We start from the raw sequence: 21,498 nt of genomic DNA, 5'->3' as shown, positions 1-21,498 counted from the left end.
TCATGGCGATTTCCGGCAATACGGCAACCCAGGGCGTGCCGCTGATCGCGCTGCAACAGCTGTCGATGACCTTTGGCGGGCAGCGTGCGCTGAACGCTATCTCGCTGGCGCTGATGCCGGGGGAAGTGCACTGCCTGGCCGGCACCAACGGCTGCGGCAAGAGTACGTTGATCAAGGCGATCGCCGGCGTGTATCAACCGGACGACGGCAGCCGCATCACCATCGACGGGCACACCTTCGACCGGCTGTCGCCGGATCAGGCGCGCGCCTTCGGCATTCAGGTGATCTACCAGGATCTGTCGCTGTTTCCCAACCTGACGGTGGCGGAAAACATCGCCTTCGAGCACAACCTGCATGGGCTGCTGGGATGGTACCGCCCGGCACGGCTGCGGCGCACCGCCGAGCGCCTGCTGCAAGAGCTGAGTTTCCATCTGGATCTCGACAAACGGGTGGCGGAGCTGCCGATCGCCCAGCGCCAGCAGGTGGCGATCTGCCGCGCGCTGGTGGCGGAGGCGCGGCTGGTGATCATGGATGAACCGACCGCCTCGCTGACCCGCACCGAGGTCAATCAGCTGCTGCGCACGGTGGATTACCTGAAAGCGAAAGGCATCTGCGTGGTGTTCGTCAGCCACCGGCTGGACGAGGTGCTGGAGATTTCGGATCGCGTCACGGTGATCCGCGACGGCAACAAGATCGGCACCTGGCCGGCGGCGGAGATCACCGGCGATCGTCTGACCGAGTTGATGACCGGTCTGAAGCTGGACTATCGCCTGAAGTCACCGAGCATGAATAAGGATCGGGTGATGTTGGAGGCGGATCGCCTCAGCCGCACCGGGCAGTATCAGGACGTGAGCTTCCGGCTGCATCAGGGCGAGGTGCTCGGTCTATGCGGCCTGCTCGGCTCCGGGCGCACCGAGCTGGCGCTGAGCCTGTTCGGCATGACTCGGCCGGACAGCGGCAAGCTCTACCTCGACAGCAAACCGGTGCGCTTTCGCGGCCATGAGGACGCGATCAAGGCCGGCATCGGCTACGTCTCGGAGGATCGCCTGACGCTCGGCCTGGTGCAGCAACAGTCGGTGGCGGACAACGCGGTGCTGACCATTCTCGATAAGCTGCGCGGGCGTTTTCGCCTGATTGACGACTACCGCAAGAATCGCATCGTCGCGGAGTGGATCGCCAAACTCGGCGTGCGGGTGGCGGATCCGGAGCAGGCGGTTTCGACGCTGTCCGGCGGCAATCAGCAAAAGATCGTGTTGGCCAAGTGGGTGCTGACCCAGCCGCGGATCCTGATCCTCGACTCGCCGACCGTCGGCGTCGACGTCGGCGCCAAGGCCAGCATCTACCAACTGATCCATCTGCTGGCGCAGGAGGGGATCGCCATTTTGCTGATCTCCGACGAAGTGCCGGAGGTGTATTACAACTGCGATCGGGTGCTGCACTTCAGCGGCGGCAGCGTGATCGGCGAGTACCTGCCGGGGCAGGTGAGCCAGCAACAGCTGGCGGAGGCGGTCAATGCGTAGATTCAGCCTGAAACCGCGCGGCAACGAAGGCTACCTGGCCTGGGTGCTGCTGCTGACGGTCATCGTCTTTTCGCTGCTCAGCGAGCAGTTTTTAACGGTGCAAAACCTGCTCGATCTCTGCGAAAGCTATGCGGTGAGCGGCATTTTCGCCCTCGGCCTGTTCGTGGTGCTGGTGACCGGCGGCATCGATATCTCCTTCGCTGCGGTGGCCTCGGTGGTGCAGTACCTGATCGCCACGCTGGCGACCCATTACGGCCTGGCCAGCCCGGCGGGCAGCATTCTGCTGGCGTTGGCGATCGGCGCCGCGCTGGGCATGGTCAACGCGCTGTTGATCTACTGTCTGCGCATCGTCTCGATCATCGTCACCATCAGCATGCAGGCGTTGTTGTTCGGCATGCTGATGTGGCTGACCAACGGCCGCAGCCTGTACGCATTGCCGGACTGGTGGACGCTGCCACGCAGCGTGCTGCCGTTCCAGTTGGGTGAACAGAGCTATCAGCTCGGTTTGCCGACGCTGGTGATGCTGGCGGTGGCGCTGCTGACCTGGCTGCTGCTGAACAAGACGCACCTCGGGCGCCAGCTGTTTGCCGTCGGCGGCGATGCGGAATCGGCGCGGCGCATCGGCATTCGCGTCGGCCTGCTGCACCTGTTCGCCTACGGCTATCTGGGCGTGATGGCGGCGATCGGCGGCCTGGTGCAGGTGTACCGCATGGGCGAAGTGGTGCCCAACGCGTTGGTGGGCGGTGAGCTCGACGTACTGGCGGCGGCGGTGCTGGGCGGCGCCAGCCTGAACGGCGGCAAGGGCAGCGTGATCGGCACGCTGATGGGCGTATTCCTGATCGGCGTGCTGAAAAACGGCCTCAACCTGATCGGCGTGTCCAGCTACTTCATGAACGTGGTGATCGGCCTGGTGATCGTCGCGGCGATCACCGTCACTCACTACAAGAAACGCAAAGAAACCGACGTCGGTTTCGCCTGAGGAGCGCCTGATGGGCAACTACCTGAAATTTCGTCCGGACGGCACCGCCGTCGGCCTGTTGGCGCTGTTGCTGGCGGTGGTGCTGGCCTTCAGCATGCTGATGCCGGGGCGCTTCTTCAGCGGCGCCACCTTCACCAGCGTGGCGTTCCAGCTGCCGGAGCTGGGCCTGCTGACCCTGGCGATGTTCATCCCGATCCTCAGCGGCGGCCTGAACCTGTGCATTATCGCCAGCGCCAACCTGACCAGCCTGCTGATGGCCTGGCTGTTCATCAGCTATCTGCCGGCGGACGCCGGGCTGGGATTGCAGACGGTGTGGCTGGTGTTGGCGCTGGTGGCGGCGATGCTGCTGGCCGGGCTTATCGGCGCGGCGACCGGCGCATTGGTGGCGTACGTCGGCGCGCATCCGATTCTGGTGACGCTGGCGACCATGACCACGGTCAACGGCATCGGCATCTACCTGACGCGCGGCGCGGCCCTGAGCGGCATGCCGGATATCGTGCGGTTTATCGGCGCTGAGAGCGTGCTGGGCGTGCCGGTACCGCTGTGGATCTTCCTGGCGGTCGCCGCGTTGCTGGCGCTGTTCTTGCAGAAAACCCGGCTCGGCAAATGCATCTACATGAGCGGCAGCAACATCAACGCTACCCACTTCAGCGGCGTGAATACCCATCGGGTGCTGATCGCCATTTACACCCTCTCCAGCCTGCTGTGCGTCATTGCCGGGCTGGTGATGATGGCGCGCTTCAACTCGGCGCGCATGGGCTACGGCGACTCTTACCTGCTGCTGACGGTGCTGGCGATCATTCTGGGTGGCACCGATCCATTCGGCGGTTTTGGTCGGGTCAGCGGCGTGGTATTGGCGCTGATCGTGCTGCAGGTGATCGCGACCGGTTTGAACCTGATGAACGTCAGCCCGCATTTCAGTCTGGCGATGTGGGGCGCGGTGCTGATCGCGGTGCTGGCGATGAAGTTTTTCCGGCATCGCTATCGGCAGCGGCGGGCGATGCGCCGCAGCGCGGCCCAGGCCAGAACCGCGGCGGGCCACTGATCCCTTTTCCCTTTTGCGCAGGATAACGCTAATGAAATACCAGATTTCACCTTCACTGATGTGCATGAACCTGATGGATATCCGCCAGCAATTGGCGGTGCTGAATCGCCGCGCCGATATGCTGCATATCGACATCATGGACGGGCACTACGTTAAAAACATCACGCTGTCGCCGTTCTTTATCGAACAGATCCGCCCGCACACCTCGTTGTTGCTGGATGTGCATTTGATGGTGGAGAACCCGACCGATTTCATCGACCCGATCGCCCGCGCCGGGGCGGATTTTATCTGCCCGCACGCCGAAACCATCAACCGCGACGCGTTTCGGGTGATCAATCAAATCCGCGCGCTGGGCAAAAAAGTGGGGGTGGTGCTGAACCCGGCCACGCCGGTGGAGTTTATCCGCCACTACCTTCACCTGCTGGACAAGGTCACCGTGATGACCGTCGATCCGGGCTATGCCGGGCAACCGTTCATTCCCGAAATGCTGGAAAAGATCCGCCAGTTGCGCGATCTGAAACGCCAGCAAAATCTGCGCTATCTGATCGAGATCGACGGATCCTGCAATCAGCGGACCTACCGCGATCTGATGGGCGCCGGCGCGGAAGTGTTGATCGTCGGCAGCTCCGGGCTGTTCAACCTCGATCCGGATCTGGAGACGGCATGGGAAAAAATGCTGGATCAGATGCGGCAGGCGGCTTGAGGCGGGGGGACATGATGCGGCATTTTCTTGGCGTTGACGTCGGCGGCACCAATACCCGCCTGCTGTTGATGGATGATGACGGCGAGTTTAGCGGGTACCGCAAGATAGCGACCGCCGATTGGGCACGGCAGGCCGATCCGTTGGTGGCGTTGGGCCGCCTGATCGCCGGGCATTGCCAGGATCGTCAGGTGGCGCAGGTGATGCTGGGGCTGCCGGGTATCCTCAGCCGCGATCGCTCGCGGGTGCTGTCGCTGCCGTTCATTCCGGCGTTGGATGCTCAGCCGGTGGCGGCGCTGTTGGCCGATTTGCTGGCGCTGCCGGTGCGGATGGATAAAGACGTCAATCACCTGCTGTGGTGGGACTTGCAGCAGCTGCCGGCGCTGCCGCAGGTGGCGGTGGGGCTGTATTTGGGCACCGGCATGGGCAATAGCCTGTGGCTGAACGGCGATTTTTACCACGGGGCGCACGGCGCCGCCGGCGAGCTGGGGCACATTCCCTGGCCGGGCCTTCAGGGCGAGTGCCCGTGCGGTAAACGGGGCTGCGTCGAGAGCCTGACCTCCGGTCACTGGCTGACCGGCTGGGCGCATGCCAACGCGGCGCAAACGCCGTTCGAACGGCTGTTCGAACGCCACGGCGAACATCCGGATCTGCGGCGCTTCGTCGAACGATTGGCGCAGACCATCGCCATCGAAATGAACGTGCTCGATCCAGAGCGGCTGATCCTGGGGGGCGGCGTGATCGCCATGAGCGGTTTTCCGTTGGCGCAGCTGGAGCAAGAGATCCGCCGCCATCTGCGCGGGCCGCAGCCGGCGCAGGGGCTGGCGATCTCCATCAGCCGCCTTAGCGATGAAACCGGCAGCAAAGGCGCCTGCCTGGCCGCCCGGCGCCATTTCCAATTGAGCAGGGAGTACCCGCAATGAAAGGCAAAGTCTGCGTGTTCGGTTCGTTCAACCTGGATATCGTCGCCGGCATGGCGCGCTTTCCGCAGCCCGGCGAATCGCTGATCGCCCGCAACAGCATGATGGGCGCGGGCGGCAAGGGCGCCAATCAGGCCACCGCCGCGCTGCGCGCCGGGGCGCGGGTGCATTACATCGGCAAGGTGGGGCGCGACGACTTCGGCACCTTCGCCCGGCGCCACCTCGCCGCCGCTGGTTTCGATGCGGTGACACTGTTCTCGACCGGCGATTGCCCGACCGGCAATGCGCTTATCTATGTTGCCGGCGAGGAGGCGGAGAACATGATCGCCGTCGATCCCGGCGCCAACCTGACGGTCAGCGAAGATGAGGTGCGCCAGTGCCGGCCGGCGATCGCCGCGGCGGACATTCTGTTGACCCAGCTGGAGAACAATCTGCCGGCGATTGAGCAGGTGATCGCCATCGCCCGCGAGGCGCAGACGTTCATCATTCTCAACCCGGCGCCGTTTCAGCCGGTGCCGGACAGCCTGCTGGCGCAGGTTGATATGTTGACGCCCAACGCCACCGAGTGTACGTTGCTGACCGGCGTGCCGGTGCGGGATGCGGCTTCGGCGCGCCAGGCGGCGCAGGTGCTGCACGCCAAGGGCATTCGCTTGCTGATCGTGACCTTGGGGACGCAGGGAGCGTTGTTCTCGGACGGGGAAAACAGCGAGCTGATCCCGGCGTTTCCGGCGCAGCCGAAAGACACCACCGGCGCGGGCGATGCGTTTAATGGCGCCCTGGCGGCGCAGCTGGCGAATCAGGTGCCGTTAGCCGATGCGGTGCGCTTCGCCGCCGCCTACGCGGCTGTCTGCGTGGAGCGCGCCGGGGCGGCGGGATCGATGCCGAGCTATGAGGAGGCGTTGGAACGCCAACGGGCGTTCGCGTGACGATAACGGCCTGCGGCGGCGGCCTGGTTCACTTACTTCAACCAGCCTTTGCGCTGCGCATCCCGCAGGCGGCACTCATCACCGAACCGTTTCTGACCCGGGTACGTTATGCCGGGCCGTTGTTGGACTGCATGCTGGGGGCGTTACTGAGCGCGCTGGGGGCAGTGATTGCCGCGAAGGGGAGGGCGCACAAACCGTAGTAACTTTCACACCGGGTCAAAGCCCGGCGTGAAAGTTGTGCATGATAAATAGCAGCTATGCAGCGAGGGCATCATGGGTAAAACTGCCAATGCCATTAATTTCCAGAACGGGTGAATCGTAATGGGCCATGTTGAAGGCATTGTCGTTTGTGAGACCAAAAATAATGTCATCGTTGTCCAAACTGTGATTCAGATTCTTATCCACCATCACAAAATAGAATCCATTCAACGATAAGGCGCTGACTTCGCTCAATGCACTCTGACTGTGGCCTTGAGTGACTGTAGATACCAGTTCAATGAACAATTGTTGCGGAGTCGTATTCGTCTGGACATTCATTCCGGAGAGTAGCACTGTCAGCTCATTCAGGGATAAGCTGCCGACGAGATCGATAGTCTTGCTGCCACCCGCGGAAAAGAGCCACTGCCGGTCGATATCACCGACGGCAATGTTGTCGCCTTCAACCCATGATGCATTTTGCGTACTGCTGTTTTCGTAATCGTTAAAGGTGACCATGTTATCAATGGTACTGTGGTTGAATACCACCGTATCCGCGCCTTTGCCGGTTGCCAGACTCGTATTGCCCATTACGTTGTAGATATGATTAGCCTGGATGCCGCTGGTCGTAGGGGCATCGTTGGCGATCGACAGTTGGTAACCGGCCAATTGGGACATGATGGCATCGTATCCCGTCAGTCCGTCTAATTGTTTTAGCAGCTGATAGAACTGCCCGCCGCCGGTCCCCCCTTGTTCCACGGTCAAATGCAGTGGTGTGCTATTAGCCATGTGACTGGTGATGGATTTCAATTCTTCGCTGAAATTGTTTTTGATGGTGAGGTTAAGCGCCTTATCACCGGTAATGTTAATTTCACTGATATGGTTGTCATGGCCCTCAAGGCGTAGGGTGTTTTCCGCATCTCCCTTGGATGATATTTCCAAAAACTCTCTGACCTCCGGAATACCAGAGTCAATATAGACCGTATCGGTTTTGAACGATAAAGTGCCGGCATCAGCGTGAACTATATTTTTCGCATCAAAACTAATTGTCATCACGGGTGAAAAATTTTTATAACGGTAATCGGGGGCGTACTCGAAGGTAATATGGCTGTTTTCACCGGCATTACCGGTGATTTCCAGAGCGCGTTGGCTAAAAGGGGCATCCATAAATGAATCTACCGGCACATTAATCACCGTAACGTTATCGGCAAAGCCAGACAGCGCAAAACCGTATGAACCCGTAAAACCGTTTGGCATTCCCCACGCAGGATCCCAAAGCTCGGGGGCTTTCAGGTCGGTGATATGCTTATAATCCTTGTTGTGTATGTTAGCGATAGAGGGATCGGCCAAGAGGCCGATATCAAATACGTGCCTGCCCTCGTTGCCGACTAATTGTCCGTCAAGGTAGATAGAACCCGTACCGCGATAGCCCGCCAAATCGATCTGGGGGAAAAGCGTAAAGTTACCTACATTGGTGGCAATCGTGCCGGAAAGCGTACCTTCGCTACCTGTGGTGAGATACACATTCTTGGTGATGAGATTAGCCGTTAATACCGAACCTTGGTCATACCCCTTAATTTTGAAAGTATTGCTAACGCTATTGGCGCCGTCATTGATGCTATTGCCTTGCCACTGTACATTGATATTTTTTGCAAAATTGAATCGAAGCTCGCCGGTGGCATGCGCCATATCCGCATCTGCCGTGATGATAACGTTTTGATTGTTCCCAGTAATAGGGTTTGCCAAGGTGACATTCGGGTTTTTCAGGAATATATTAATATTATTGAGCGCTTGCGTGAACAACTTCAGTAAAACATTCTCAGTACCGTCAATGGTAAGGGTATGCCACCCATTCAATTGACTAATGTCGACAGTGCCTGATTTCATGACGTTCAACGTAATGTCATTCAGCATGAGTAACTCAGCATTGGAAATAACATGTTCGACGCCATGATTATTTATTGTTCCCGTTAATGCTCCGTTTTCATCACTTTTTGTCAGCACCCCCTGTTTGACATAGTTTAAATTGACTCCGATCTTTTTTTCGAATTGTTGGACCGCATAACTGCCCGGAGCTCCGCCATTGCCTGAAATAATACTCTCATTAGCACGAAAGTGCGCCAATACCGCCAGTGTTGCCTTCAGTGCATCATTACCACTTTCGTTCATAATTGCGACAGACTCGGCTGTCGTCATGGGTCTTCCCCATAAATTACTGAATATTATCTGATATGAGGCGGCTTTGGCGAATGCAGGCTGCTTAGCGAACATGGCGAGGATATCACTCTCAGAGCGCCCTGCGGCTAATTGCTTACTGTAGGTATCCAATGCATTGGCATCAATATAATAACCGGCAATGCTCAAGTATATTGCAGTTATGGCCTCTTGATACACCGGTGCCGGTAACTCTCCGGCGGTATAAACATGCGTGTTAGCCAAAAAAATCGCTTTGGCATCAGCATGTTCGCTGGTGTCATCATTGCGGATGTCATTAATCATTCGTACTATAACATCGCCACGGTTTTCCGTATTGATAGTTAACCCGGCAGTATATTTTTGTAGTTGGTTGTTATCGGGGGCTGATCCAAAAATATTTTCATAAATTTTGATGACGAAATCATTGTCGCTAAGGTTCGACAACGTTTTTTTACCATCGACAAATTTTTGTGCAATCAGATTTAACTGTTCAGGGTGCTTATTTATCACGTTGCCCCAATAGTTTATACCATCGGATGTCATCGTTGATTTCACTGCATAATAAAAACCCTGCACCCATTCGGCTCCGTCTGATACTGAGCCGTTAAAAGAGGGGAATAGCGTTTGATTGACGGTTTCAATCAACGCGGCTTGTTGTTCTTTTAAAATGACTTCTTGCCCGGAGTAGTGCAAAAGTTCGTTGTTCATGTAAGCCGCAAGACTTCCGAGATCGCCACTTTTTTCCAATTGGCTGAGAAGGTAAGCGAGTATTTCCTCCGATGCGTCGGCACCATGAAGATTATGGTAAATAAACTGTATTTTTTCACTGTTATTTAATTGCGACAGGCGTGATTGACCTAATTCAGAATTGATTAATTTATTTGTTAATGCAGCAAGGGAGAGGTTTTCTTGTGCCAATTTTTTTGAAAAATAATCGATATCTTTAATGTCGGCTTTTTTTCCTATGACGGCATAAAATAATGCGGCGACATCGCGTTGAACGAGAAGTGAGCTCATGACTTTCCCCAAAGAAATGGATGCGAAAAAGGTAAGTAAAGGAGAGAACCTGGGGTTAAGCAAGTATGAGACACATGTCTCGTGCCGGGGCTGGGTTTGCTTGAACTGACCGCTACGATGACGTCTAAAAGCAAGTATGGAGCCGCCGTCGGGTGAAATAAACAGGCTGCAGTGTATTCACTGCAGCAGATACTATTACTTCAACCAGCCTTTGCGCTGCGCATCCCGCAGGTGTTGCTCCATGTGGTGCCACAGCTCGGGGTGCACGTCGGCGATCGATGCATTGCGCGCCAGCACCTGCTCCAGGCTGATGCCGTTTTCCACCCAGCTCTGGCCTTCATTGTGCAGGTTCATCAGCATCGGCATGGTGCGATCCAGCAGCAAGGCGAAGCGTGCATCGGCGCTTTCGCCATCTTCATATTCCTGCCATAAAGCGGTGAAATACTCGCGCTGAGCCTCCGGCAACATGCCGAACAGGCGGCGCGCCGCTGCCACTTCCTGATCGTGGATCGCCGCGCGGGCCGCCAGATCGTAGACCAGCACGTCGCCGGCGTCGATTTCCACAATGTCATGCAGCAGCGCCATCTGGATCACGCGCTGAATGTCTACGTCATCACCGGCGTAGGGCGCCAGGCTCATGGCGGCGATGGCGAAGTGCCAACTGTGTTCGGCGGAGTTTTCCTGGCGCTGGGTGCCCAGCACTTTGGTGCGGCGTTGCACGCCTTTCAACTTATCGATTTCCATCAGGAACTGGATGACCTGGGTCATTGAGCCGAAATCTAACGCGGGTACAGCGGATGACATGGTGTAAACCTCAAGGTGGGTGGGTTGAAGCCTGACGATTGTAGACCACCGGGCGGGCGATTTCGATGGTTACACGCGTTCACATTTTTATTTTAGCGTACACGTGTACACTGGAATTATTCTCAGTTAAGCTGCTTTGCGTTAATTTCGCACAAAGCAGGGCATTTTGAGGGGTTGCGCGTTATGGGGAAAACGGACGTAGTGAAAGCCGGGAACAATAAGATTGTCGCCGCAGCTTATCCGTGGGCGGAAGAGATCGCCAACAGCATCAGCCACGGCATCGGGCTGGTGTTCGGTATCGTCGGCCTGGTGTTGCTGCTGGTGCAGGCGGTGAATACCGGCGCCGATGCGACGGCCATCACCAGTTACAGCCTGTACGGCGGCAGCATGATCCTGCTGTTTCTCGCTTCCACGCTGTACCATGCGATCCCGCATCAGAAGGCCAAGCATTGGCTGAAAAAATTTGACCACTGCGCCATTTATCTCCTGATTGCCGGGACTTACACCCCGTTTCTGCTGGTGGGGCTGGATTCGCCGCTGGCGAAGGGCCTGATGGCGGTAATCTGGGGATTGGCGCTGCTGGGGGTGCTGTTCAAGCTGGCCTTCGCTCACCGTTTTGAAGCCCTGTCGCTGGTAACCTACCTGACGATGGGCTGGCTGTCGCTGATCGTGATTTATCAGCTGGTTACGCGGCTGGAGGCCGGCGGCGTCACGCTGCTGGCGATAGGCGGGGTGGTCTATACCCTCGGCGTGATTTTCTACGCCTCCAAGCGCATTCGCTTTGGCCACGCCATCTGGCACGCCTTCGTGCTCGGCGGCAGCGCCTGCCATTTCATGGCGATCTACCTCTACGTCTAAACGTTATCGCTACGTCTGAATGCGTATTGAACAGGCGCCTCTTTTGTTTTAAAAAAGAGGCGCTTGCTTCTTTCGGGTATCCAGCAAGCCCGTTCTTTCATTTCTGAGCCCGCATACTCTTTCTCTAAACTTTGTTCAGGACTCATCACAATGATCGTTCGCTTATCCAAAGCGCTGCTGGTCTGCGCTATCGCTTTGTTCGCTTCGCTAGTGGCCTTCGGCAATATCACCGATTACGGCTCCAACTTCGCCTTCGTGCGCCACGTCTTTATGATGGACACCATTTTCCCCGACGCCACCATCGGCTACCGTTCGATACAAACGCCGTGGCTGCATCACGCCGGCTATATCTTCATCATTGCGCTGGAGAGCCTGACCGCGCTGCTGTGCTGGATCGGCGGCCTGCGCTTGCTGTGCGGCCTGAAACTGCCCGCTAAAGCTTTCAACGGCCGGAAAAAGCTGGCGGTAGTGGGGCTGACGCTGGGCTTCCTCACCTGGCAGGTCGGCTTTATGTCGATTGGGGGCGAGTGGTTTGGCATGTGGATGTCGAAACAGTGGAACGGCGTGCCCGATGCGTTTCGCTTCTTCGTCACCATCATTCTGGTGCTGATTTATCTGGTGCAGCGCGACGGGGAGTTGGACGAGTAACGAAGACGGCCGCAGGCAGGGCGCCTGCGGCCGACAGATTATTTCTCTTCGGCCAGCGAATACGGCAGCGGTTTGATCGCCAGCTGGCTGGCGGCATCCTCGCGCACCCGCAGCTTGCTGTCGGCGTCCAAATCGTTGTTCATCACCACCTGCACCCACAGCCTGCCGTCGGCCAGTTGGCTCGACGCCAATACGGTGCCGGTGCGGCGCCAGTTTTCACCCAGCTGCAGCTCCAGGTCTTCCGCCGCCTGCGGGGCGCGGGCCGCCTTACCTTCCAGCCAGTAGAGCGCACGCTTGTTGGCGCCGCGGAATTTGGCGCGCGCCACCATCTCCTGACCGGTATAGCAGCCTTTGCTGAAGCTGATGCCTTCCAGCGCCTGCAGGTTGGTGGCCTGCGGGATCAGCTGCGCGCTGTTGGCGGCGTCGATAACCGGATAACCGGCCTCGATCTCCAGCGCCAGCCACTGGCTGCTGTCATTCAGTTCCGCCTGGTCATGCAGTTTGCCGATCAGCTGTTCGGCCACGGCGGGGCGGGTCACCAGCAGAAAACGTTCCGCCGGCGCATTGAAGTGCAGGATCGTGGTCTCGCCGTCCTGCACTACCGGGTGCTCGGCGCTCGGCAGCGTGGCGAACAGATCCGCCAGCGCGGCGCGCGCCTGGAAACCGGCGACGCCCAGCAACACCGCGTCGTTATCGGCGGCGATGGTGACTTTGGAGAACACCGCGTATTTTTTGATTTCCGCCAGCTGGCTGTCCAGCACGCTGCGGCGTTCCAGATAGGCGAAGCCTTCGCCACGGTGGAACAGACGCAGGTTGCTCCACATTTTGCCCTTGGCGTCGCAGTGGGCGCACAGCACGTGTTGATCGGCCGCCAGCGCGTCGATGTCCGCCGTCACCTGGCCCTGGAGATATTTCACCGTGTCCGGCCCGTTCAACGTCACCAGCGCCCAATCTTCCAGCGAGATCAGCGTCAGGGGCAGATGGGTGGAAGCGGAGGGCTGACGGGGTGGGAATGGAATGTTATGCGCCATAGTAAGTTCCTGCTCAACGTTTAGCTTACCTGAAGGGTATTGAACCCATGGTAAAAGAGGCGGCGGGCTTTGCAAACTGTTATTCGCGCCGCGGCGCCGGGGTGCGCTTTTTTTGGCATTTTGCGCTTTATTACGCTTTCCGCAGCAAAGCGCCTTCCCGGCGTGTATGTCAAATTGTTACTCTATAGGCTTGCGGCCAGGGCACCCTTGCAGACAGATCCCCGGCTGATGGAATTATATTGCGACGGCGTTGCCATACAGTGTGTCATTTGAACCCTGCGCTGGCGCTGCCGCGCTGAAAAGAGGTGAGTCATAACAACATGGATATTAACAACAAAGCACGTATTCACTGGGCTTGCCGCCGTGGCATGCGCGAGCTGGACATCTCCATCATGCCGTTCTTCGAATACGAATACGACAGCCTGAATGACGCGGACAAGGCGCTGTTTATCCGCCTGCTGGAGTGCGACGATCCCGATTTGTTCAACTGGCTGATGAATCATGGCGCGCCGCAGGACGGCGAGCTGCAGAGAATGGTGACCCTGATCCAAACGCGAAATAAAGACCGTGGCCCAGTGGCGATGTGATATCCGCATTTCCTGGCGCACCCAGCTGTTTTCACTGTTGACCCACGGCGTGTTGATCCTGCTGATCCTGATTTCGCCCTGGCCGGAAGGTTTTGGCCCGCTCTGGCTGGTGCTGCTGACGCTGGTGGTGTTTCAGTGCATTCGCAGCCAGAAGCGCATCGCCGCGGCGCAGGGCGAGCTGCGGCTGCTGGCGGACCGGCGCTTCAGCTGGCACGGCCGCGAGTGGCGGCTGGCGAAAAAACCGTGGATGCCGGGTTACGGCATGCTGCTGACGCTGCTGCCGATGGAGGGCAAAAAGCGCCGCCGGCTGTGGCTGGCTTCCGACTGCATGAGCAAAGAGGAGTGGCGCCACCTGCGGCAGCTGTTGCTGTATCCGCCGGCGGGTGACGGCGAGGATCCCTGATGAAACCCGTACTCTGGTTGGTGGAGGATGAACCCAGCATTGCCGATACGCTGGTTTACACGCTGGAGAGCGAAGGCTTCGAGGTGCGCTGGTTCGAACGCGCGGAACCAGCGTTGCAGGCGCTGGCGCAAGGCGCGCCCGCGCTCGCTATCCTCGATGTCGGTTTGCCGGATATCAACGGCTTTGAATTGTGTCGCCGCCTGCTGGCTCAGGCGGCCGACCTGCCGATTCTGTTTCTCACCGCCCGCAGTGATGAAGTGGATCGCCTGATCGGGCTGGAAATCGGCGCCGACGACTATGTCGCCAAGCCGTTCTCCCCTCGCGAGGTCAGCGCGCGGGTGCGCACCATTTTGCGTCGCCTGCACAAGCAGCAGCGCCTGCAGCAGAGCGCGCCCTACCATTTCGGCGCTTTCGCGCTCGACGAAGACGCGGCCACCATTTCCTACCATCAGCGGCCGCTGTCGCTGACCCGTTACGAATACCTGCTGCTGAAAACGCTGCTGTTGGCGCCTGGACGGGTGTTCTCGCGGCAGCAACTGATGGAAAGCGTTTGGGCGCAGGCGGAAGAAAGCCTGGATCGCACCGTCGATACCCACATCAAAACGCTGCGCGCCAAGCTGCGTGCGGTTGAACCCGGTGAACCGCCGATCCACACCCACCGCGGATTGGGCTACAGCGTGAGCCGCCAGCCATGAAAATTGGCCTGCGCCTGCTGCTGGGGTACTTTCTGATCGTAGCGGTGGCCGGGTACTTCGTGCTGAGCATTTTCGTCCAGGAAGTGAAGCCCGGCGTGCGGCGCGCTACCGAAGGCACGCTGGTGGACACCGCCAACCTGCTGGCGCAGATCGCCCGTCAGGACATGCAGCGCGGCGATGCGGCGCATGGCCAACTGGCGCAGGCGTTTACGCAGCTGAATCAGCGGCCGATCGGCGCCAACATTTCCGGCATCCGCAAGGACCGCAGTGAATACCACGTCTATCTTACCGATGCCCAGGGCCGGGTCATCTTCGATTCCGCCGGCCGCGCGCAGGGGCAGGACTATTCGCGCTGGAATGACGTTTATCGAACGCTGCGCGGCCAGTACGGCGCCCGCAGCACCCTTAGCGACCCGCAGGATGAAAACAGTTCGGTGATGTATGTGGCCGCGCCGGTGATAGAACAAGGGCGTATTATCGGCGTACTCACCGTGGGCAAACCCAACAGCACCATGGCGCCGGTGATCAAACGCAGCGAACGGCGCATTCTGTGGGCCGGCGCGTTGCTGCTGGGGATCGCGCTGCTGATCGGGGCGGTGTTCGTCTGGTGGATCACCCGTTCGATAGGCCGGCTGGTGCGTTATGCCGACGGGGTGGCGCAGGGCGAAAATGCGCCATTGCCCAAAGTGGGCGGCCGGGAACTGACCCAACTGGCGCAGGCGCTGGAGAGCATGCGCCTGAAGCTGGAAGGCAAAGCCTATATCGAACAATATGCGCATGCCCTGACGCATGAGCTGAAAAGCCCGCTGGCGGCGATTAGAGGCGCGGCGGAGCTATTGCAGGAGTTGCCACCGCCGGAAACCGCCCGGCGTTTTCTCACCAACATCGAGCAGCAAAGCGCGCGCATCCAGCAACTGGTGGATAAACTGCTGGTGCAGGCGCGGCTGGAGAGCCGGCCAGAAATGGAGACGGCGCCCATCGCGATCGCGGCGTTGATCGACCAGACGGTGGCGGGTAAAGAGGCGCAGGCGACGCAGCGCGGCGTCAGGTTGCGGCTGGAGGCGCTGGCGGAGGTGACGCTGAACGGCGATGCGTTGCTGATCAGCCAGGCGCTGACCAACCTGCTGGACAACGCGATCGACTTTACCCCGCCGGGCGGTTGCGTCAGCGTGCGAGGCGAACGGCGGGAACAGCATTACTGCATCAGCGTTTGCGACGACGGCAGCGGCATTCCTGACTATGCGTTCGATAAGGTGTTCGAGCGCTTTTATTCGTTGCCGCGCGCCGAACGGCCGAAAAGCAGCGGGCTGGGGCTGAACTTCGTGCAGGAGGTCGCCCGTCTGCATCATGGCGGCATTCACCTGCGCAACCGCCGGCCGCACGGGGTGGAAGCGACGTTCATGTTATCGCTGTGACTTCACCTTCCCTTCACATAACCACATTCTGATTTCACCTGCGGGTTTTATCGTGGCCTCATTACCTACGAGGAGCGAGCATGATGAAATCGGTACTTTTCTGGAAAATAACCACGCTGCTGGGATTGATGGTGGTGATGTTGATCCCCATCGCCCAACTGATGAGCGTGATCGACGAACGCAGCGGCTATCGGCAAAGCGTGGTCGGGCAGGTGAGCGAAAGCACCAGCGGGGCGCAGCGCGTGCTCGGTCCGTTGATTGTCATTCCCTACGTCGAACGAGAAGAGAAGAAAGACGAGAAAGGACAAACGGTAGTGCAGCGGGTGCAGCATTACCGCTATTTGCTGCCGGAGTCGCTTCAGGTGCAGGGGGCGCCGAAAGTAGAGGTGCGCAAGTTGGGCATTTATCAGACGCAGGTTTACCAGGGGCCGCTGAACTTCAAGGTGCGTTTCGGCCAGCCGGAGCTGGCGGATTTGCAACGCGCCAACGTGACCGTCGGTCAGCCGTTCCTGCTGGTGGCGCTGAGCGATTCTCGCGGCATCAAGAGCATTTCCCCGCTGGCAACGCCGCAGCCGGTGGCGTTTGAGCCGGGCACCGGCGTGGGATCGTTGCGCCAGGGGATCCACGCCCCGCTGACGCTGGCGGCGCTGCAACAAAAAGCGGGGCTGAGCGCCGACTTCACCCTGACGCTGGCGGGCACCAGCAGCCTGTCACTGGTGCCGCTGGGGCGCAGCAGCGAGCTGCAGCTGCAAAGCAACTGGCCGCACCCGAATTTCCTCGGCAACTTCCTGCCGGACGAACGCAAGGTGACGGAGCAAGGGTTTAGCGCTCGCTGGCGCAGCACCTGGTTCGCCAACAACATCAACAGTGCGTTCCATTACGACGATGGCATTATCGACGAGGACAAGCTGCCGGCCTTCAGCGCCAGCCTGGTCGAACCGGTCGATCACTATCAGTTGACCGAGCGCGCGGTCAAATACGCGCTGCTGTTTATCGGGCTGACATTTATGGCGTTTTTCCTGTTCGAAACCCTGACCGGGCTGCGGGTGCACCCAATTCAGTACCTGCTGGTCGGCGCGGCGCTGGTGTTGTTCTACCTGATTCTGCTGGCCTTCTCCGAACACCTGGGATTCGCTCTCGCTTACCTGGCGGCCAGCATCGCCTGCAGCGGACTGATCGGCTTCTACCTGAGCGCCGTGCTGCGCGGCAAGCTGCGTGGTGCGCTGTTCGCCGCGAGCCTGTTGCTGTTGTACGGCGTGCTCTATTTGCTGCTGCAGTCGGAGGACAATGCGTTGGTGCTGGGGGCGGGGCTGCTGTTCGCCATTCTGGCGGGCATTATGCTGTTGACGCGCAAGTTGGACTGGTATCAGGTGGCCGATCCGGCGCGTCTGGCAAAGGAGACGCCGGCCGGCGAAGACGAACCACGCTTTCGTCTGTGGAAATAAGCGGGGGAAATCGGGCGCGTTGAGCGCCCGATAGCGGCTACAGCAGCGGCTCCATCTCCAACAGGATCTGCTCGCACCATTGCTGCAGGCGCTCTTCGCTCAGATCGTATTGATTGACCTCATCGAGCGCCAGGCCGACGAAGTGTTTGCCGTCGGCGCTCAGCGGTTTGGGGCTGGTGAACTCGAAGCCCTCGGTTGGCCAGAAGCCGATGAACTGCACGCCCAGCGGCGCGATGTGATCGTGCAGCATGCCCAGCGCGTCAAGGAACCACTCACCGTACCCGAGCTGATCGCCCATGCCGTACATGGCGACGATTTTGCCTTTCAGATCCAGCGTCGGCAGCTGCGGCCAGATCGCTTCCCAGTCTTCCTGCAGTTCGCCGAAATCCCAGGTCGGGATGCCGAGGATCAGTATGGAATAGTCCTCCATCAGCTTGGGAGAGACGTCTTTCAGGTTGTGCAGGTCGACCAGGTCTTCACCCAGAATCTCACGGATTTTTTCTGCCGCCATCTCGGTGTAGCAGGTGCTGGAGCCGTAAAACAGACCAATCTTCATGTGTAAACCGTTACGTTGCCGTTTAGAGAATTGCAGCGAGTATACCTGATTTGCGTCGGCTTAAGGCATAATGGCGCGGGTGGAAATGCAACAAAGAGAGGACCGCGTGCAACAGCAAGACCATGCGCTGATTGAACAATTCCTGGATGCGCTGTGGCTTGAGCGCAATCTGGCGGAAAATACGCTGGCCTCCTACCGGCTGGATTTGCAGGCGCTGGGCACCTGGCTTGGCCAGCAAAACACCGCCTTGCTGCAGGCGCAGGCGTTGGATCTGCAGGCGTTTCTCGCCGAGCGGGTGGACGGCGGCTACAAGGCCACCAGCTCCGCGCGTTTGCTGAGCGCCATGCGCCGCCTGTTTCAGTACCTGTACCGCGAAAAGCTGCGCGCCGACGATCCCACCGCGCAGCTGGCGTCTCCCAAGCTGCCGCAGCGTTTGCCGAAGGATCTGAGCGAGGCGCAGGTCGATGCGCTGCTGCAGGCGCCCTGCGTCGATCAGCCGCTGGAACTGCGCGACAAGGCGATGCTCGAAGTGTTGTACGCCACCGGGCTGCGGGTTTCCGAACTGGTGGGGCTGAGCATCAGCGACGTCAGCCTGCGCCAGGGCGTGGTGCGGGTGATCGGCAAGGGCAACAAGGAGCGGCTGGTGCCGCTGGGCGAAGAGGCGGTCTACTGGATCGAAAATTATCTGGAGCACGGCCGCCCGTGGCTGGTCAACGGCCAGACGCTGGATGTGCTGTTCCCTAGCACCCGCTGCCAGCAAATGACCCGACAGACGTTCTGGCATCGCATCAAACACTATGCCATCCTTGCGGGCATCGACAGCGAGCGTCTGTCGCCGCACGTGTTGCGGCACGCGTTCGCCACCCATTTGCTGAACCATGGGGCCGATCTCCGTGTCGTACAGATGTTGTTAGGGCACAGCGATCTCTCTACCACGCAAATTTATACTCATGTAGCGACCGAACGACTGAAACAGCTACATCAACAGCATCACCCGCGCGCCTGAGCGGCGGGTTCGAAAGGATTGGAACAATGAAAAAAGGTTTAATGCTGCTCTCACTGCTGGTGGCTTCGGTGACCGGCGCCGCCCATGCCGATGACGCGGCGATCAAAAAAGCGCTCGCCAGCCTGGGCATCCAGCAGGCGGACGTGCAGCCTTCACCGGTCAATGGACTGAAAACCGTGCTGACCGACAGCGGCGTGCTGTACGCCTCCGAAGACGGCAAGCATATCCTGCAGGGCCCGTTGTTCGACGTCAGCGGCAAAGAGCCGGTCAACGTGACCAACCAACTGCTGGGCAGCAAGATGGACGCGCTGAAAGATCAGATGATCGTCTACAAGGCGCCGAAAGAGAAACACGTGATCACCGTGTTCACCGACATCACCTGCGGTTACTGCCACAAGCTGCACCAGCAGATGAAAGAGTACAACGATCTGGGCATCACCGTGCGCTACCTGGCGTTCCCGCGCCAGGGGCTGGCCTCCCAGGCTGAGAAAGACATGCAGTCGATCTGGTGCACCGCCGACAAGGCCAAGGCGTTCGACGCCGCCATGAAGGGCGACGCCGTTTCTCCGGCCACCTGCAAAACCGACATCAGCAAGCATTACGAGCTGGGCGTGCAGTTCGGCATTCAGGGCACGCCGGCGATCATCCTGGAAAACGGCATGATGATCCCGGGCTATCAGGGGCCGAAAGAGATGGCCGCCATGCTGGATGCGCACCAGGCCGCCACCAAAGCCGGTGGTTAATCGCCGGTGAGTATCAAAACGCAACTACGTCGCCGCCCGGCGGCGGACGACACGCATCTGCCCGCCAGTTTGCCGCCGCTGCTGCGCCGGCTTTACGCCCTGCGCGGCGTGCAGGCTGAGCAAGAGCTGGAACGCGGCGTCAAGGGCATGCTGCCCTGGCAACAGCTGGACGGCATCGACGACGCCGTCAGCCTGCTGCAACAGGCGCTGGCCGACGGCCGCCGCATCATGGTGGTGGGCGATTTCGACGCCGACGGCGCCACCAGCACCGCACTGACGGTGCTGGCGCTGCGCAGCATGGGCGGCGCCAGCGTCGACTACCTGGTGCCGAACCGCTTCGAAGACGGCTACGGCCTGAGCCCCGAAGTGGTGGAGCAGGCGGCGGCGCGCGGCGCGGAGCTGATCGTCACCGTCGATAACGGCATCTCCTCCCACGCCGGCGTCGATGTGGCGCACGCCAAGGGCATGCAGGTGCTGGTGACCGATCACCACCTGCCGGGCGAGACCCTGCCGGCGGCCGAAGCGATCGTCAATCCCAACCTGCGCGGCTGCGCCTTCCCGTCCAAATCGCTGGCCGGGGTGGGCGTCGCGTTTTACCTGATGCTGGCGCTGCGCGCCCGGCTGCGGGACAGCGGCTGGTTCGAACAGCGCGCGCTGGCGATGCCCAATCTGGCGGAACTGCTGGATCTGGTGGCGCTCGGCACCGTGGCCGACGTGGTGCCGCTGGACGCCAACAACCGCATTCTGGTGTATCAGGGGTTAAACCGCATCCGTGCCGGCAAATGCCGTCCGGGCATCCGTGCGCTGCTTGAGGTGGCCAACCGCGATGCCCGCCAACTGGCGGCCAACGATCTCGGTTTCGCTCTCGGCCCGCGTCTTAACGCCGCCGGCAGGCTGGACGACATGTCTATTGGCGTGGCGCTGCTGCTGAGCGACGATATTGCGCAGGCGCGTATGCTGGCCAACGATCTCGACGCGCTGAACCAGACGCGACGCGAGATAGAGCAGGGCATGCAGGTGGAAGCCCTGCAGCTGTGCGACCAGCTGGAGCGCACCAGCATCGAGCTGCCTTACGGGCTGGCGATGTATCACCCGGAATGGCACCAGGGCGTGGTGGGCATCCTCGCCTCACGTATCAAGGAGCGTTTCCACCGCCCGGTGATCGCGTTCGCGCCGGCGGGCGACGGCATCCTGAAAGGCTCCGGCCGTTCGGTGCCTGGCCTGCACATGCGCGACGCGCTGGAGCGGCTGGATATGCTGAACCCCGGGCTGATGATGAAGTTCGGCGGCCACGCGATGGCGGCCGGGCTGTCGCTGGAAGAGGCCAGGTTCGACGAGTTCCGCCAGCGCTTCGGCGAGCTGGTGGGGGAATGGCTCGATCCGGCGATGCTGGAAGGGGTGATCTGGTCTGACGGCGAGCTGGCGATGCAGGAGCTGTCGCTGACGACGGCGGAGCTGCTGCGCGAGGGCGGCCCGTGGGGCCAGGCGTTCCCGGAACCGACCTTCGACGGCAAGTTCCGCATCCTGCAGCAGCGGCTGGTGGGCGAGAAACACCTGAAGCTGATGGTGGAGCCGCTCGGCGGCGGCCCGCTGCTCGACGGCATCGCGTTCAACGTGGACACCACGCTGTGGCCGGACAGCAGCGTGCGCGAGGTCGAACTGGCCTACAAGCTCGACGTCAACGAGTTTCGCGGCAACCGCAACGTGCAGCTGCTGATCCAGCATCTTTGGCCGCGCTGAGGCGAAATTGAACACAATTCGGGGATTGGGCTCTCCAATCCCCTGCATCCTTTCCGATCGCCACAAAAA

The 21,498-nt window shown here is 59.8% G+C and carries 21 protein-coding genes; 17 read left to right on the top strand and 4 right to left on the bottom strand.

The features are described from left to right. Window positions 1–2 precede the first annotated feature (2 nt). From ACK3CV_RS20660 to ACK3CV_RS20630, 7 genes are read left to right on the top strand one after another with little or no spacing between them, the layout of a single operon-like run. Window positions 3–1,520, top strand: coding sequence for a sugar ABC transporter ATP-binding protein (locus ACK3CV_RS20660; protein ID WP_033635840.1), 1,518 nt, complete (start codon window positions 3–5; stop codon window positions 1,518–1,520). After that, window positions 1,513–2,499, top strand: a complete 987-nt coding sequence (locus ACK3CV_RS20655) for an ABC transporter permease (protein ID WP_033635839.1) — start codon at window positions 1,513–1,515, stop codon at window positions 2,497–2,499. The genes ACK3CV_RS20660 and ACK3CV_RS20655 overlap by 8 nt, the downstream gene beginning before the upstream one ends. Window positions 2,500–2,509: 10 nt before the next feature. Beyond that, complete coding sequence (locus ACK3CV_RS20650; protein ID WP_147823256.1) at window positions 2,510–3,544, top strand: ABC transporter permease; 1,035 nt, start codon at window positions 2,510–2,512, stop codon at window positions 3,542–3,544. A 31-nt stretch (window positions 3,545–3,575) separates the two neighbouring features. Next, window positions 3,576–4,247 (top strand): D-allulose 6-phosphate 3-epimerase, encoded by a 672-nt coding sequence (alsE, locus tag ACK3CV_RS20645; RefSeq protein ID WP_033639463.1) that lies wholly within the window; start codon window positions 3,576–3,578, stop codon window positions 4,245–4,247. Window positions 4,248–4,258: 11 nt separating this feature from the next. Beyond that, a complete protein-coding gene (alsK, locus tag ACK3CV_RS20640; protein ID WP_164039809.1) occupies window positions 4,259–5,167 on the top strand; it encodes an allose kinase in 909 nt (302 codons plus the stop codon). Continuing rightward, a complete protein-coding gene (rbsK, locus tag ACK3CV_RS20635; protein WP_033635835.1) occupies window positions 5,164–6,090 on the top strand; it encodes a ribokinase in 927 nt (308 codons plus the stop codon). The genes alsK and rbsK overlap by 4 nt, the downstream gene beginning before the upstream one ends. Next, the gene (locus ACK3CV_RS20630; protein WP_049212596.1) at window positions 6,087–6,290 is read left to right on the top strand and encodes a hypothetical protein; all 204 of its coding nucleotides are present in this window, start codon (window positions 6,087–6,089) and stop codon (window positions 6,288–6,290) included. The genes rbsK and ACK3CV_RS20630 overlap by 4 nt, the downstream gene beginning before the upstream one ends. Window positions 6,291–6,345: 55 nt before the next feature. Here ACK3CV_RS20630 and ACK3CV_RS20625 read toward each other — a convergent pair whose 3' ends face one another. Further along, a complete protein-coding gene (locus tag ACK3CV_RS20625) occupies window positions 6,346–9,498 on the bottom strand; it encodes a DUF4214 domain-containing protein (protein WP_049212597.1) in 3,153 nt (1,050 codons plus the stop codon). A gap of 195 nt (window positions 9,499–9,693) precedes the next feature. Continuing rightward, the gene (locus ACK3CV_RS20620) at window positions 9,694–10,302 is read right to left on the bottom strand and encodes an HD domain-containing protein (protein WP_025304127.1); all 609 of its coding nucleotides are present in this window, start codon (window positions 10,300–10,302) and stop codon (window positions 9,694–9,696) included. A 183-nt stretch (window positions 10,303–10,485) separates the two neighbouring features. Between ACK3CV_RS20620 and trhA the strand changes: the two genes are divergently transcribed. Both trhA and ACK3CV_RS20610 read left to right on the top strand, forming a co-directional pair. Beyond that, the gene (trhA, locus tag ACK3CV_RS20615; RefSeq protein WP_038871224.1) at window positions 10,486–11,160 is read left to right on the top strand and encodes a PAQR family membrane homeostasis protein TrhA; all 675 of its coding nucleotides are present in this window, start codon (window positions 10,486–10,488) and stop codon (window positions 11,158–11,160) included. A gap of 150 nt (window positions 11,161–11,310) precedes the next feature. After that, window positions 11,311–11,808 (top strand): DUF2165 family protein, encoded by a 498-nt coding sequence (locus tag ACK3CV_RS20610; protein WP_033649451.1) that lies wholly within the window; start codon window positions 11,311–11,313, stop codon window positions 11,806–11,808. A 38-nt stretch (window positions 11,809–11,846) separates the two neighbouring features. Here ACK3CV_RS20610 and ygfZ read toward each other — a convergent pair whose 3' ends face one another. Further along, window positions 11,847–12,839: a tRNA-modifying protein YgfZ gene (gene ygfZ / locus ACK3CV_RS20605; RefSeq protein WP_033654068.1), complete on the bottom strand. Its 993-nt coding sequence runs from the start codon at window positions 12,837–12,839 to the stop codon at window positions 11,847–11,849. 320 nt (window positions 12,840–13,159) lie between these two features. Here ygfZ and sdhE point away from each other — a divergent pair, with 320 nt between their 5' ends. The 5 genes from sdhE (at window position 13,160) to creD (ending at window position 17,384) form a co-directional block, all read left to right on the top strand. Beyond that, window positions 13,160–13,426 carry an FAD assembly factor SdhE gene (sdhE, locus tag ACK3CV_RS20600; protein ID WP_004931679.1) on the top strand — a complete coding sequence of 89 codons (267 nt, stop codon included), beginning with the start codon at window positions 13,160–13,162 and terminating at the stop codon, window positions 13,424–13,426. After that, entirely contained in the window at window positions 13,407–13,829 is a 423-nt protein-coding gene (locus tag ACK3CV_RS20595) for a protein YgfX (RefSeq protein ID WP_033649453.1), read from the top strand. The genes sdhE and ACK3CV_RS20595 overlap by 20 nt, the downstream gene beginning before the upstream one ends. Then, window positions 13,829–14,524 carry a two-component system response regulator CreB gene (gene creB / locus ACK3CV_RS20590; protein ID WP_047570655.1) on the top strand — a complete coding sequence of 232 codons (696 nt, stop codon included), beginning with the start codon at window positions 13,829–13,831 and terminating at the stop codon, window positions 14,522–14,524. The genes ACK3CV_RS20595 and creB overlap by 1 nt, the downstream gene beginning before the upstream one ends. Then, entirely contained in the window at window positions 14,521–15,939 is a 1,419-nt protein-coding gene (gene creC / locus ACK3CV_RS20585; protein ID WP_164141220.1) for a two-component system sensor histidine kinase CreC, read from the top strand. The genes creB and creC overlap by 4 nt, the downstream gene beginning before the upstream one ends. Before the next feature lie 80 nt (window positions 15,940–16,019). After that, window positions 16,020–17,384: a cell envelope integrity protein CreD gene (gene creD, locus ACK3CV_RS20580; protein ID WP_164141222.1), complete on the top strand. Its 1,365-nt coding sequence runs from the start codon at window positions 16,020–16,022 to the stop codon at window positions 17,382–17,384. A 37-nt stretch (window positions 17,385–17,421) separates the two neighbouring features. On the opposite strand, the gene fldB is transcribed toward creD, so the two are convergent. Next, window positions 17,422–17,940, bottom strand: a complete 519-nt coding sequence (gene fldB / locus ACK3CV_RS20575) for a flavodoxin FldB (RefSeq protein WP_164141224.1) — start codon at window positions 17,938–17,940, stop codon at window positions 17,422–17,424. A 106-nt stretch (window positions 17,941–18,046) separates the two neighbouring features. On the opposite strand from fldB, the gene xerD reads away from it, so the two are divergent. The 3 genes from xerD to recJ are packed head-to-tail and all read left to right on the top strand — an operon-like array spanning window position 18,047 to window position 21,429. After that, window positions 18,047–18,946 carry a site-specific tyrosine recombinase XerD gene (gene xerD / locus ACK3CV_RS20570; protein WP_033638574.1) on the top strand — a complete coding sequence of 300 codons (900 nt, stop codon included), beginning with the start codon at window positions 18,047–18,049 and terminating at the stop codon, window positions 18,944–18,946. Between the two features lie 26 nt (window positions 18,947–18,972). Then, complete coding sequence (gene dsbC, locus ACK3CV_RS20565) at window positions 18,973–19,689, top strand: bifunctional protein-disulfide isomerase/oxidoreductase DsbC (RefSeq protein WP_033654072.1); 717 nt, start codon at window positions 18,973–18,975, stop codon at window positions 19,687–19,689. A 6-nt stretch (window positions 19,690–19,695) separates the two neighbouring features. Next, window positions 19,696–21,429, top strand: coding sequence for a single-stranded-DNA-specific exonuclease RecJ (gene recJ / locus ACK3CV_RS20560; RefSeq protein WP_164039819.1), 1,734 nt, complete (start codon window positions 19,696–19,698; stop codon window positions 21,427–21,429). Window positions 21,430–21,498 lie beyond the last annotated feature (69 nt).

The sequence above is a fragment of the Serratia sp. TSO36 genome (assembly GCF_057808395.1).
This window is presented reverse-complemented; position numbering and strand designations above follow the sequence as displayed.